The sequence below is a fragment of the Segatella salivae F0493 genome, assembly GCF_000477535.1.
Lineage (GTDB): Bacteria > Bacteroidota > Bacteroidia > Bacteroidales > Bacteroidaceae > Prevotella > Prevotella salivae.
This window is the reverse complement of the sequence record NZ_AWGW01000007.1, coordinates 227,288-240,722: the sequence shown is the minus strand read 5'-3', so window position 1 is coordinate 240,722 and position 13,435 is coordinate 227,288. Positions and strand designations below refer to the sequence as shown.

The 13,435-nt window shown below is 42.7% G+C and carries 12 protein-coding genes and 1 other RNA gene; 4 read left to right on the top strand and 9 right to left on the bottom strand.

All coding sequences use genetic code 11. The features are described from left to right. Positions 1-29: 29 nt before the first annotated feature. The 6 genes from HMPREF9145_RS03560 to HMPREF9145_RS03535 form a co-directional block, all read right to left on the bottom strand. Positions 30-905 carry a hypothetical protein gene (locus tag HMPREF9145_RS03560; RefSeq protein ID WP_021824870.1) on the bottom strand — a complete coding sequence of 292 codons (876 nt, stop codon included), beginning with the start codon at positions 903-905 and terminating at the stop codon, positions 30-32. Between the two features lie 35 nt (positions 906-940). Beyond that, positions 941-1,639 carry an HmuY family protein gene (locus HMPREF9145_RS03555; protein ID WP_021825150.1) on the bottom strand — a complete coding sequence of 233 codons (699 nt, stop codon included), beginning with the start codon at positions 1,637-1,639 and terminating at the stop codon, positions 941-943. After that, positions 1,636-3,990, bottom strand: a complete 2,355-nt coding sequence (locus tag HMPREF9145_RS03550; RefSeq protein ID WP_021824952.1) for a TonB-dependent receptor — start codon at positions 3,988-3,990, stop codon at positions 1,636-1,638. Before HMPREF9145_RS03550 ends, HMPREF9145_RS03555 begins: the two co-directional genes overlap by 4 nt. Positions 3,991-4,073: 83 nt before the next feature. Then, on the bottom strand, positions 4,074-4,718 hold the full coding sequence (locus tag HMPREF9145_RS03545; protein WP_036906401.1) for a DUF4903 family protein: 645 nt from the start codon (positions 4,716-4,718) through the stop codon (positions 4,074-4,076). An 81-nt stretch (positions 4,719-4,799) separates the two neighbouring features. Then, positions 4,800-5,282 carry a calycin-like domain-containing protein gene (locus HMPREF9145_RS03540; protein WP_021824949.1) on the bottom strand — a complete coding sequence of 161 codons (483 nt, stop codon included), beginning with the start codon at positions 5,280-5,282 and terminating at the stop codon, positions 4,800-4,802. A 28-nt stretch (positions 5,283-5,310) separates the two neighbouring features. After that, positions 5,311-6,717 (bottom strand): hypothetical protein, encoded by a 1,407-nt coding sequence (locus HMPREF9145_RS03535; RefSeq protein WP_036906399.1) that lies wholly within the window; start codon positions 6,715-6,717, stop codon positions 5,311-5,313. 271 nt (positions 6,718-6,988) lie between these two features. Here HMPREF9145_RS03535 and HMPREF9145_RS03530 point away from each other — a divergent pair, with 271 nt between their 5' ends. The 4 genes from HMPREF9145_RS03530 (at position 6,989) to ssrA (ending at position 9,558) form a co-directional block, all read left to right on the top strand. Then, on the top strand, positions 6,989-7,723 hold the full coding sequence (locus tag HMPREF9145_RS03530) for a helix-turn-helix domain-containing protein (RefSeq protein WP_021824825.1): 735 nt from the start codon (positions 6,989-6,991) through the stop codon (positions 7,721-7,723). Positions 7,724-7,852: 129 nt separating this feature from the next. Further along, the gene (locus HMPREF9145_RS03525) at positions 7,853-8,128 is read left to right on the top strand and encodes a hypothetical protein (RefSeq protein WP_021824901.1); all 276 of its coding nucleotides are present in this window, start codon (positions 7,853-7,855) and stop codon (positions 8,126-8,128) included. A 1-nt stretch (position 8,129) separates the two neighbouring features. Next, a complete protein-coding gene (locus HMPREF9145_RS03520) occupies positions 8,130-8,684 on the top strand; it encodes a hypothetical protein (protein WP_036906397.1) in 555 nt (184 codons plus the stop codon). 475 nt (positions 8,685-9,159) lie between these two features. Further along, positions 9,160-9,558, top strand: a transfer-messenger RNA (tmRNA) gene (gene ssrA, locus HMPREF9145_RS12685). A 256-nt stretch (positions 9,559-9,814) separates the two neighbouring features. Here the strand turns inward: ssrA and HMPREF9145_RS03515 are convergent. The 3 genes from HMPREF9145_RS03515 to HMPREF9145_RS03505 are packed head-to-tail and all read right to left on the bottom strand — an operon-like array spanning position 9,815 to position 13,433. Continuing rightward, positions 9,815-11,170 (bottom strand): discoidin domain-containing protein, encoded by a 1,356-nt coding sequence (locus HMPREF9145_RS03515; RefSeq protein WP_021824855.1) that lies wholly within the window; start codon positions 11,168-11,170, stop codon positions 9,815-9,817. A gap of 22 nt (positions 11,171-11,192) precedes the next feature. Then, positions 11,193-12,314, bottom strand: a complete 1,122-nt coding sequence (locus HMPREF9145_RS03510) for a DUF1735 and LamG domain-containing protein (protein ID WP_021824947.1) — start codon at positions 12,312-12,314, stop codon at positions 11,193-11,195. Positions 12,315-12,329: 15 nt separating this feature from the next. Continuing rightward, a complete protein-coding gene (locus tag HMPREF9145_RS03505) occupies positions 12,330-13,433 on the bottom strand; it encodes a glycoside hydrolase family 18 (protein ID WP_021825037.1) in 1,104 nt (367 codons plus the stop codon). Positions 13,434-13,435: the final 2 nt, after the last annotated feature.

Here is a 13,435-nt window from a genome sequence, read left to right as displayed (position 1 = left end):
GATACTTCTGTAGAGGAAAAGTCCTGTTGTTATCGCTTTACCTGACCTTTTCGCCATAGATAAACACCCAAGACCGCAAAAGCTGTCAAGATAATCAGCATGGGAAGCACAAATTTCTCGGGCTGCTCCCAAAATCCTTTGAAGAAGTTGATGCGCCCAAGAATTTCTACCGGCGTCCAAAACACAATCACTGTGGCGATGGCCATGCGGATGTTGGCGCCCCAAGCGGCAAGGTGCAACTGACGTTTGAGCATGAAAACCGAGCCCACCAAACAGCCCAACCCCACCAAGAACGTGACGGGATGATGGTCGCCTAAGAAGTTTTTGTCGTAGCAGAACATCAACAGCAGATAGAAAGCCCACAGCATCATGTTGACTTCCATAAAGGTAACGATGGACGTGTGGCGCGTCATCGGGCGCACAACAATTTGGTTTCTTCGTCCTCTGAACAGCACCTTTTGCAGCCAAGTGATAAACAAACAGCCGTTGCGCGTGCTGAAAACATACATCAACATCGTCATCATCCACATGCCAAACGTGGCGGGCAGGATGAGATATTCGGGTTTTGTCACCACCACACCATGCTCTATCTCGGGCTGAACACCGTAGCGCCGCGCATAATACATAAAGAGAAACTCAACCCAGCCGGTCCAAAACAGCAGACCACCAAACAAGCCCCACAGCGTTTGTCGTGTGTCGCCCCGGGCAAACACGCCGATAATAACGAGCACAAAGCCTAACAATCCGAGCAGAAAGCCGGCCACATGCACACTGCCTTCGCTCATCAATTTCTCCATTAAAATCATCGCGGCATGGGCTAAAGGCATGGCAAAAAGCACCAAGAGAAACGCCACGAGGGTTTGTTTCACATACCATTGCGAGGAGGATTCTTTTTCTTTGTTCATAATTCAAATGGTTTTAGAACAGCGTTTGCACGCTGCTATTTTAATTCATCACAATAATAACTGATTTGTCCACCCGTGTCTCCCAACTCAACATCGCCCTTAAACCAGCTGATGATTTGCAGTTTAAAATAACGCTGTCCATCGGCCGTGCGCACAACATAGGTGTGAAACGAGGGCGCATAGACGGGAGGTGGTCCCGAGAAGGTGAGCGCTTGCGACAACAAGGGGTTGGCATCGGTCTTCAACGTGGCAGGTCCGCGGTTGGGATCAAACCAAGGATTCTCGTTGAAGTCAAGATGATGGGCGATGAGATACTTGTTCCAATCGTTGCGCGAATAGGTAATCGACACCGAATGGTCGTCGACAGTCCATTGCAAACCGGCCGGCAACTGCGCCACATGTTGCCACTTATCGTAGTTGCCATAGCCCAAATCGGCCGCTCCCCCCAGCCCTTCGCCCGACGTACCGCTGTTGGTTCGAAGCCGATAGCCACAGAAAGCCACATCCCAATCTAAATGATGATGTTGTTCACCTTCTTTGATATCGCTGCCAGGCATATAGCGATTAAACACCTCGCCTGTGCGCAAATTAATATACAACCAGTCGTTGCTCACACCCGTTAAATAGCCCGTGATGCGCGGAAGGGTCTTTCCATTGAAAGGTTCGGCATCATAATGCACACACGAAGCCAACACCATTGCGCAGCTCAGCCATAAACATTGTATTGCTTTCATCGCTTACGTTTTAGGGATTTCACGATTTCATCCATCAAAAATTCTACTTGAACATAACCCCTTGCGCCACATGTTGCCGGCACGTTGAACATCGTAATGCCCGAACCTAACGTGTGGGGCACATAGTTAAAGAGGTTATCCACGCCGAGCGTTACCTTCACTTTGTTATAGAAGGTCTGCACCAGAGCCAAATTGCACAGCACATAAGTGGGCAGGGTGCAACGGAAATAGGCATCGTAACTCTTGTGGTGTTCATCCACCCAAACGCGGTCTTGCACGTCAAACTGCTTCTGCCCCATGAGCGACGCACTGAAAATGGTCTTCAAACGATAGTTCTTTCGGTTCAGCGTATAGTCCAAACTTCCCGTTGCAGCGTGGGGCGATGTGGTGTTAACTTGTATGCCTTGCTGTTTACTTACATTCACATAGCTATACGTTCCGTTGAGCGTAAATCCATCGATGAAATGCCATTTGAGAATTGCTTCAACGCCCAACATGCGTTGATTGCGAAGGTTGGTGTATTCAAAGTTATATTGCATGTCGTAGATGTGCCACACGCCTTCAATCTTTTTCCGAAAGAAATTGCCATACGCATTCACGTTCATAAAGAAGCGTTCGGTGCTGTATTCCGTGCCCACCGATACATAATGGTTTTTCTCGGGACGCAACTCTTCATTGCCACGGATTTGAAACATGCCGAGATGATCCCAGTTAAAGAACAGCTCTTTGATGCTCGGTGCCCGATAGCCCATGGAATAATTGGCACGAAAGGCCCATTGCTCGTTCAGCGAGTACTTGGCTGCGAGCTTGGGCATCCACATAAAACCAAAAGCTTTTGAAAAGTTAGTGCGTACCCCCAAGGATAACATCCAATGCGTTGTGGGCGTCCATTCATCCTGCAAGAAATATTCGGTTTCGCGCAGCGCGCGTGTAGTCATCTTGCGATTGACAAAGCGGTCACTCGTTAAATCGTCGCTGGTGTGCTCTATTCCGAAAATGAAACTGTGATGATTGAAATAATTACTCGTCAGCGAGAGGCGCGGTTCTAAAATCTGACTCTTATAAACCACCTTGCGTTCGTCAATTCGTTCGTGGCGTTTAAATCGCTGATAGAAATCACCATGCAAGCTCAACTGCACCGAAAACCAATTCTTGACATCATACTTTGCTTTAAAGCCCGTCATGAAATCACGGCTCTGCGTGAAATTAAGGTCTTGAATGAGGTCGTAGGAATTCATAAAAAACAGCGTGCCATAGACCTGCATCGAGAGGTTTTTCACAGGGTCGAAGTAAAATTTCTGTGCCAACGACACATGCTCGGTACCCTCAATGCCCATAGGTGGACGTGCAACGACGCTGTTGAGAACAATATCATGCGGCAAAAACGGATTGGCTTCTTTCGTATAAACCTTTTGGTCGTGCGTGGCCTGGTAAAGATAAAACGCATCACTCGAGCTATACCAAACATCGGTTTGCGAGGTAATCGCCTTATATTTCATGCCTGCAGACACCCACGCTTGCAGGTTGGGGCGGTCGCTATTCTTCTCAAACATATAGAGAAAGTCGTGCTTTGAGGGCTGTTTGTAGTTGCGTTCGTTCATCTGTCCCCAGCGAAAGCCGGCCTGAATATCCAAAGGTTTCGCCGCTTTCTTTGAGATGAGGTTGATGACTGCGCCCGAAGCTCGGCTGCCATAGAGCGTGCTGCTGGCACCTTTCACAATCTCGATGCGGTCGATGGCGTGCAAATTAAACCGCTCATAATCTAAGTTGCCCGCCATCTCGCCTGTCATTCGCTCACCATCTTGCAGGAAAAGCACATGCCGCGCATCCAACCCTTGCATCGAAATCTCGTTGCCAAAACCCACCTTTTGAATGTTCATGCCGGGTGTTTCCTGCTGGAGCGCATGTTGAAGGTCGCTATATCCTGCATCAACTAAAGCCTTTCCACCTAACACTTGTGTCGTGATGGGCGAGAGTTTCACAGGACGTTCGGTGCGTGAACCCGTCACAACCACGTCATTCAGATGCATCACATCCTCGCGCAAGGCAATCTTTACCGTCTCTTTTTGAGGCAGTTGCACCTCGCCTGAAGCTGTAACATAGCCTACAGCAATAATCTGATAGTGGTAAAAGCCCTGTCTTTCAAGATTAAAAACAGCCTCGCCCGCAGCATCGGTCACAGCTGTATAGGCCGCCTTTGTGCTACCATTTGGAGTGAGAGAGATATAAATACCTTCCAAAGGTTGCTGCGTTCCTTGCTCTTCAACCTTGAATTTCAGTTGCTGTTGCGCCCATAACGCCATGCAACCCCAACAGAACAACAAGGTGAGGAATAGCTTTTTTCTTTTCATCTACGTTTCTTCTATGCGGAAAGAAATGCGGATAACACTTGGCTTCACCCGCATTTCAATGTTACAAGGCTTTGCTATGCGGGCTACAATCCATGCTCTTCTTTATATTTCTTGAGGTCTTCCTCATATTTCTTAAAGTCCTTTTCGTAGGTTTTGATGCGATTTTTGTCAATGGTTTGCAGGAAACACTCTGAACGCACATTCATCATGTTGTAATTGACGATGAAGTTTATCTGATGAGTCATTACATTATAATATCCTTTCACGACACTTCCCATTGCTTGTGATGGCACTCCCTTCGCATCTTCTCCAGAAACAGAGCCGTTTTCACCATAAAACTTAATCCAACCTTCCCCTTTATATTCTTCTTTTTCCCAAGAATTAAGCTGTATCGTTTTTACCGCACAGTTGAAGTTTATAATCATCCCCATCTTACCAACAGTAAAGTCTAACAGCGAGATTGTAAAGCTTTGTGGGTCTGTATTACTCCAGGTAAAGTTAAATTTTGTAGGGCATCCTGTTGGAAGTAAGGTCTTGTCAACATTACCCATAAAAGCCTGTGTATTCAGGATAATATCTCCTTGAAGAAAAGATTTAGCCTCGTTCACCAACTTAATGTCGGCATCGGCCCTTTTCAGTTCCTCATCTGAACTGCAAGAAACGGTGAGGAAAATGCATAAGAAAGATAGAATAAACAGCGGAGTCCTGCGAAAATATGAATATATCATGATTAAACCATTGAATAGAATACTACTAAATTCGAAATTTGCGACAAAGCATCGTAGCATGCAATGCCGCAAACTATTATTTTATCGATGTCCCTTGAAAGTAACAATTGCTTTGAAAGGAATTCCAAAATATTTTGCATTCACCGATGTAACGGTGAAAGTCAACCGACCATCGGATGTGATTGCCCCAGAAAGATCTGCGTTGAAAGAACTTTTAGTTGTAAAAAGAACAAATAATTTCAACACAATAATATTCTGCATTGACGGCATATTAAACGAACCATCTGCAGAAACACTGACATCTTTTGCTATTACCTGGATAGTTCCCGGCATTTTTCCGGCCTTGAATTCTTGAAGCTCTATGGTATAGGTATGCTCTGATGTCTTTGTTACAAATGCCTTTACAGCTTGCCCTGAGACCTTTTCGCCATTCATATAGACGCGAGTCAGTGTGCCGGAATAAGCCACCCGGTCTCCAACATGAGCCTCATTAGCAGCGTAAACGCTATTTAATGAAACGATGCACCATAATAGCATCAACAACGAAAATATTCTTTTTTGCATGATAAGTTAATCTAAAAATTAAAACTGTTTATTTCCATTTATAGGGATTGTATTCACTCCAAACATCATAACCATCCCCAAGGTATTTATTGTATTTTGTTATAAATGCCTTTGTCTCGTCTTTTTTGTAGACATCTTCTGATAGCGTTAAACTAATAGTATTCGTTTCAGACAGGTCTACCAACTCATTAGCACCACCATCATAATAATACTTTAAAGTGGTAGGATAAGTTATTTTACAATTCGGTAGGCGGAGTAACATGAGGTCTTGGAGGCCTTTTACAAAGCTCAAATCAATCTGTTTCAACTTAGGCAAGTCAATAAATGCCAGATTATTTAATATTCCTTCACCAGATTTTCGAATGACCACTTCCTGTAAGTTCTTACAATCTCGCAAACCTAAAATGTTGGTGAAGAGCACATCAAAAGCCTCAGCCTTTTGGTTTCCGATTAATGTTTGTGAAAAATCTAAGCGTTGAACTGTATTGTTGTGAGTAAAGTCTAAAGCTACTAAACTTGTTGCTTTTGTGAAGTCTGACTCTGGGTTGGTATCAATGTTAGTGAGTGCTAACGCTTTTATGTTTGCTCTTGGGGCAATATACGCTATGGAACAATGGTTCGTACAATTCAAAGCAACTCCGAATGTTTTGTAGAAAGGATTGTTGATAAAGTATTCTATACCCTCAACAGATTTTACTTTATTAATATCTTCAAATGGAATCAAAACATTCAACATCACATTTTGTCCCGTTGCTTCCAACGGCATAGGCTTGCTGATATCAATGGATGTTTCGTCAACAAACAGATCTTTGAATACCGTTTTAAGGTATTTTCTGAAGTATTCGTCGGGAATTTCTCTGATTGTATTATAGGTTTCCAACTGTCCTTTAGCGTTAATCATCTGCATGTCAACCTGTTTCTTCTCAGCTTTGCTCTCTGTGTAGAATGGCATCAAGTCTTCTACATTATATTTTGCCGTAGCCGGAAGATAGAGTTTTGCCAATGGTCTAAGAATGGTTGTTTTTACTTCATCATTCTCAACCTTAGTACTTACTAAGCCTTCAAAATCATAAATGTCGTTATTTGTCAGGTCGACACCGGTGATTTGAGCAGGAAGTTTAGTGAAATCAAACGTTGGACCATACCCATTATTAGTGAGTTTCAACTCGTGGAGATTGGGAAATATGTCGAGTTCTGTCAGGTCTTTCAACTTCGTTCCACTCAAATCAAGTGATGTAGTATTATTGACAAGATCGTTAAGTGCTAACTGACCGTTTTCATTAAAGGTGTAACCCTTTGCTTTCAAGACGTTTACTAACTCTGCATTTTTCAATGCTTTTGAACTGTAAGAGGGTGCATCGTTCTTGTCACTACAAGAGAACAAGGCCGATACACATAGTGCCACGAGGGACAATAAAATTGATTTCTTTTTCATGACTATAATTATATTGGTGCAAAGGTAGACCTTAAAAATAGATAAAACAATACCCATTTTTTAGGATTTTTTTATAAAATAAAGTCCTATTTGACTATTCATTTCTGTAAACGTCCCCTCGTTTGAGTATAGGTTTCCCATCGATTATATTTCTATACAGCCTTAAACAAATCGTATTTTCATTTTGTTTATTTCTGTTTTTTCATTATTTTTGCACAGAAGTAATCGTATTTTAAGCCATGACAACAGGCTTTAAGAAGGAGAAGAACGTATGAAAGCATATCATTCTTTAGTCGTTTTTATCATTATTGTGGCTTGTGCTGCATTGTCGAGCATGCATAGTTATCGCAGTGCTGAACGTGAAATGGTGGCCGATATGAATCAAGCATTGAGGCAAACATTGGCAGAAAAACATGATGAGGCTATCACTTTAGACACGATTCAGGCCTATCGCAGTTATCTTCGGATAGCTGTTTTGCGCAAAAACTCTATCGTTTGTTATGCCTTAGGGGATGAAGAGAACAGACTTTCTACCCAACCTATGCGCAGGAAAGGGATGAAAGCAGACATCGAGTTTCAGGGACTTGCCAATTGTTCGATGGCTGCTGTGTTTGCCTTCTCCGACCAGCGACTACCACTTTCGTTTTCTGCAGTGGCCTTGTTGTGGGCACTTTTCTCCATTGGTTACTTCAAACGTCAGCATAATGACATGCAAATCTTTGGAAATTTAATGTTCTCTGAGGCCGAAAATCGCTTTTATACGCTGAGTCATCAAACGGTGAAACTCACTCCGATGCAACATGCTTTGCTTCTCATGTTCTTTCAAAACCCACGCCATCAGCTTACGAAACAGCACATCTGCGAAGCCCTTTGGCCGAAGAAACCCGATGCAAGCGACACACTTTATACGCTTATCAAACGCATCAAACCTGTGCTTGAAGTTGAAGGAAGACTGAAAGTCACGTCGGAACGTGGGCGTGATTATCGGCTCGAAATAATGAAGTAGGGGATAGGTTTATAACGTTTCATTTCTGCTGTAACCGCCTTTGTCAGCCTGTTGTCAGACAAATGTCAGCCTTGTTATTTGTGTTTTATGATGCACTCCGCCTAACTTTGCATCATAAAATGCAAGCCAATGGAAAAACAAATCTTGTTGATTGTAGACTTATTTTGCAGTTATCGTGTTGCAAATTGGAGTTTTACATTGAGTTTTCTGCGTCCTTTTATGGCTCATTCAAAGGACTTTCATACACGTTTATGTAATGCTTTGATTCGTAAAGGCATGTGGGCTCGCAATGCCGATAATGGCAAGCTGCTGATGTTGGACATTGTATCGAGATGGCATTGGGGTAAAAATTGTCATGCGATGGACGGGAATTTGCGGCATGAAGACAAGCAGAAGGGATGTTGAAATGAAGAAACTATTGCTTTTTATATTGTTGTTTGTTGCTGCTTGTTGTGGCGTTATGTTTCTCATTGTGCCCGATCGGCGAGCACCACAACAACGATTCAAGGAGGGGATGGACTTCGAACAGTTTAGTGTTTACACAGACTCCGACTTTGGTTATCAGTTTGAATATCCTTCGTTTTTACGCCAAGAATTTGTTGAAAGCTATGGATGCGGCCATGTGCAGTTTGGATTTCATAGTGGCGTTGATATCGTTATGGAGTGCAAAGTGGTGCCCGAAAGTGTCTACACCTATCGAGAATGCAACTTCGTTAAACGCGGACGGCTACAAGATATGCCTGATATCGCGTTTGCTTCTCATTATATTCGGAAGGATAAACGTTGGTATGTTTTGACGTTGTTCTATCCCTTTGACTATCGTAAAGCTGTGGGTCGGATTCTTTACAAGATTCAACATTGGCAGGCTGCGCAAGCAAATGGTGAGCCACTTCAGCATATATTGCGTTCGAAAAGCAAACAAAAACATGGTGCAACGCACGAGAATCAGTGTGCGAGATGAGACAAGAACCATCGCTGTTATTTTTCGGTTGAATGAGGTTTCCTATCGCTCGGTTTTTCTAAAAAACTTGAGAGATGATTTGATGTAAGTCACATGGGAAAGTAAAGTGCATGATTTCACGCGGTAAAATGACGGAGAATGCATCGTGAAATGAGGCATTTTGTGGGATGTTTTGATGCAGTTTGCAATTTGCTTTGCTGATGATGGCGAGGCAATGTGCAAAAGAGAATCACGAAAGATAGCGCATGTTCAATCAGGTTATGGCAGTTTATAATCCCCTTTCCTTTGCGATGCAGACAGAGCTTTTTAGGATAAAATCTTTCGATTTATTTTGTTTTTATCTCAAAATCACTTACTTTTGCAGCGGAGTTTGTCTGTATGTGAGAATTGTTCTCGTTCATTAGGGCGAGAAAGTTCTAACAGAAAAGACAAATCTTCGTAGTTGCCTGTTGTATATACTCAGGCAGTTTATCTCGGGGTTGACTGGATTTGACGGCGAGATGAAATGGTACGTAAGCACGCGGAGCCTCGATTATTCGCTCCTTAATCAGAGTAGTCAAAAAATTAATTGGCGAAAACAATTACGCTCTCGCTGCCTAATCGAAGCATAGTAGATTACTGGCTTTATCGCGTTACAAGGTGATGCGACGAGACATCGCTCCAAGGATGTTGTTCCGAATCTAAGGGTTTAGCGGTGCAGGTAAATCGGAAATAGCGCTTGAATGCCTCGTTTCATGCGTGAAACTTTAGAGGATAAGGTCATAGTTGGTGGTCCGGGTCTTGCTATGGCACGAAAAAGAAGGCCGGAATAAACGTGTAGAAAGCGTATGGTTTCCTTGTGCGGACGTGGGTTCGAATCCCACCAGCTCCACTAAAAGTATGCTCAATGTGAGTTGATGAGCTTTTAATTACATTGGAAAATCGTTGTAACCTATTAAAGTTACAGCGATTTTCTGTTTTTGTTTAGATTGAGATCAGTATATCTTTCATGGCTTGAAAGAGGGAGATTGCTAAGACTTTTCTATCCTTTTAGAATTGAAAAGAGGACGCATGAAACTTATCGTCTCACGCGTCCTCTTATGAATTAGCGTTTATTTTCAAGTGTGTAGGGCTATGCCTACAGCTTGTTTCTATTTGAAAATCTTGATTTCACTCAGCGAACCAAGGTAATCTTGTACGTTAAACTCAAGCTTCAAATAACGTACCTTGACGTTCTTTGTTGCGTTGATATTATTCCATGTCTGTTCTTGGAAATTGATTTCTTCAGACAATGGCAACCACTTTTTACCATCTGTACTGCCGAATATCTTAACAGATTTCGTGTAATATTCAAATCCGGTGAGGATATACATACCAATCTTTAAGCCTTTTACGGTTGTGGCACGTTTCAAATCAATAGACAAGGTGGTTGTTCCTTCAGGCATATAGCCATATTGATTGGTTACGCCATCAGTGAGATTATCAATCGAACCATATTGCAATGGATTTGAAAGTGATAGGGTGAAGTCTTCACTTGGAATCTCTGTACCAGATGGACTGGTTGAAGAATGAGCGAAAGCGATGTCAACTACATTGATAGGAATCAGTATTTCTCCACCTGAAATGTAGTGTTTCTTACCCTCTTTATCATAGAATATGGCGCGCATTGGTAGCACATATTCACCTGCTTTGGTGAATTTCTCAGCGTGTTGCAATTCTATTGTAGCCTGAATTTCTTGCTGTCCTTTGGCATTTTCCTTTGTAGTGACAGTAATACCTTCAGGAGCTAACTCCTTATTGCCATCGCTCTTGAAGATTGAATTGTCGCGTTCCAGTCCTACTTTGCAGTCTTGGTCGATTGCTTTCTCTATGGCAAAATCTACATAGAGAGTGTTGGTTGAGGAATAAGTATTGCCAGATGAAGCCATCTTTACCGAAGCTCCATCACCTTCTAAGGCTACTATCCACTGCTCCTTTGGGTTGATGAGAATGTAGGCATAGTCTTGATGAGTACCTGTCGGGCTTTTTAACTCATCGTTTGTAGGTGTGATGCGTACTGGAACTACTGTGGGACTATCCATCTTCTTGAGGCCATTCACAGTGATAGGGATGTTGAGTTGAGTCAACTCTTTGCTAATTTCAAAGATTCCTTTATTAGGGAGTGTCACCTGATCAGCTGTAGCTACCTTGTAATCCTTATAGGTAGTAGTCAACAACGGAGCATCGGCTGCGAAGGCAACCTGTACAGTTGTGGCATTCTTTAGACTGCGACTGATGTTTGCTGTGAATGTAAATGTGTGGCTATCTTGGCCTGTAGAGATACCAGCCGCAAAATCGTTATCATACTTCTGCGTAGTAGAAGCGAAGCTAACGAGGTTGTTGCGTGGGTCTGAACCATGGAAATAACCAGCTATATCGTATTCACCATCGTAGTTATAGTCGTGACTACAGCCTGTGAAGGCTGTAGCTGCGAGTGCTAATGCGATAATATATATGTTATTTTTCATATTATTTCGTTTAATAATGAGCTTATTCCGGGAACTTTTCATCATTCCAATTGATTAGGTTTTGGTTATATTCTGTATCGTTAGTACCAGCTACATAAACCTTGATAGGGTAGTGGTTTTTCGATACATCCTTAACACCAACCTTTTTGTTCAATGGAGCATAGAACAAGAGATTAGGGTTATCAGGAGTCTCTATGTATAAGTTGTCCATCACTTGGAAGGCAGAAAGTGCTTTGTCGTAAAGGCGAATCTCACGTACATAGCCTTCAAATGCACCCCAACTCATGTTTAACTTGGTGAAAGTCTCAACCTTTGGCACGTCAAACTCATTGTCTAAGACGCCATTAATATAGCACTTTACGTGTTGACGGTTATATACCCATGCAATGTAGTACCATTTTCCTGGTTGCAATTTAGTCTTGGCGAAAGCCTTAGGGTCATCAGTTTCACCCACCTTCATTTGCAAAGCACCATCTGCAGTGACACGAGAGTAGAAGTCAGGTGATAGTACAGCCTGGTTATCTTTATTGCGATCAAGTTTAATTGCGTATGACATTGTCCATTCTTTCAATCCCGTGTATGGTGTTGGGAAGGTTGTTTTAAGATAGAATCCTTGCTGACGCATTGAGGTAGTATAAAGTACTCGGTCGATGGCGAATATCTTAGTTGCACTTGAACTCAATAGACGCACCCCCTCAGTAGATACTAATTTCACGGGGATTGCATATTTTGTAGAAGCATCAAGGTCGCTTCCGAGGGGCTTAACATTGATGTCTATCGCACCATTTGCCACGTTACCAGCGCCAATCGTAAGCGTTTCGGCAGACAAGCTGTAATATTTTGCCGGCAGGAGTTTATAGTTTGTGCCATTGGCAGCATTGTAATCAGCGAGTGCTTGCTCATCGATTGCAAACTTTAATACAGCTTCATCGCTTAGTTTATTAGCCACACGAGCAGTGAAAGAGCCTTTGCCGCCATTGCCATCTACTGTGAGTTTACTTAGTGGAGTGACGTCAGCTCCTTCAATATATGCGGCATTAGGTAACTTATTCTCATCGCCTACATTGTCATAATCGACATTGGAACACGACCAAGTAAGGCATGCTATTGAAGCGATTCCGAAGATCTTAAATATATGTTTCATGTTGTTTGTGTTTTATTATTTTACAGCTGGGTTCATCAACTGAATACCTTTGCGCAGGTATTTATATACAGGATTGGCTGCATAATCTTTCTCCATGTGGTAGCTTCCGATACCTCCCTTACGTCCTTTCAAAGGTTGCCATGTAGCCATTCCAAGGTAAGAAGGAACAGATTGACCATCACGTGTTGTGAAAGTAACGCCACCTGTACCTGAATGGGCTTCGAAATTCTCAGTTACAATAAGCTTTTTGGCAATCTCTTCTTCAGTTTGTTTAGAAGAGAATTGAAGTACAAGTTGAGAGAAACGATTATCTAAGTCTGCATAAGAACTGCAGTTGTAGGCTTGAAGAATATAGTAGTTGAAATATAAAGCCATATCAGCAGAGAACCAATAAGGCTCGCCATCAACGACGAGAAGTTTCTTACGACCTTCTTCTGTCTCGGCTTTCGGGCCTATACGCTTACCCATTGTGCGGATAAAGAGATTCATACGGTCATTCTTCCACATTTCTTTATTCGTGTGGAAAGGCTGGGGAATGTTAGGCTCTGCATCGAGATCAAAGCCATCTAAGTTATATTTGTAGATGGTATCACAAATGGCATTGGCATACTTTACAATGGAGGCATTGATCTTTTGCTCATCACCATCAACCCAACCCCAATACTTTTTGTTATAGGTTTCCCATGACTCACCGGCTTTTTTCGATGATTCTGGTTGAGCAGGGGTAACACCTTTACCAATATCAAAAAGCAAAGCGCAAGCCAAAGCGCGTATGCCTTTCTCCTCTTTTGCACGTTTCAAGTCTGCTTGTTGGGCTGCAGTCAGGTTTGAAAAGCCATCCCACAACGAGACAAAGTCTGTGCTGTCAGGCAGATTGTAGAGGCAACGTGATGCCGGACTCTCACCATTCCAGCCACCAAACCACCCGAAGGTGACTTGATGATCGGTATTCTTATATGCGCGAAGGTTGATTAAATAGTCTTTATACGCACGTGATTGAGCACTATCTGCATTAGCCAATAGCTTATCAATATTCTTGTTTTCTACCTCAGTCCAGTCGCTACAACTTGTTGCAGTGAACAATAATGCGAGACAACCGAAAATAAAATATTTCTTCATTT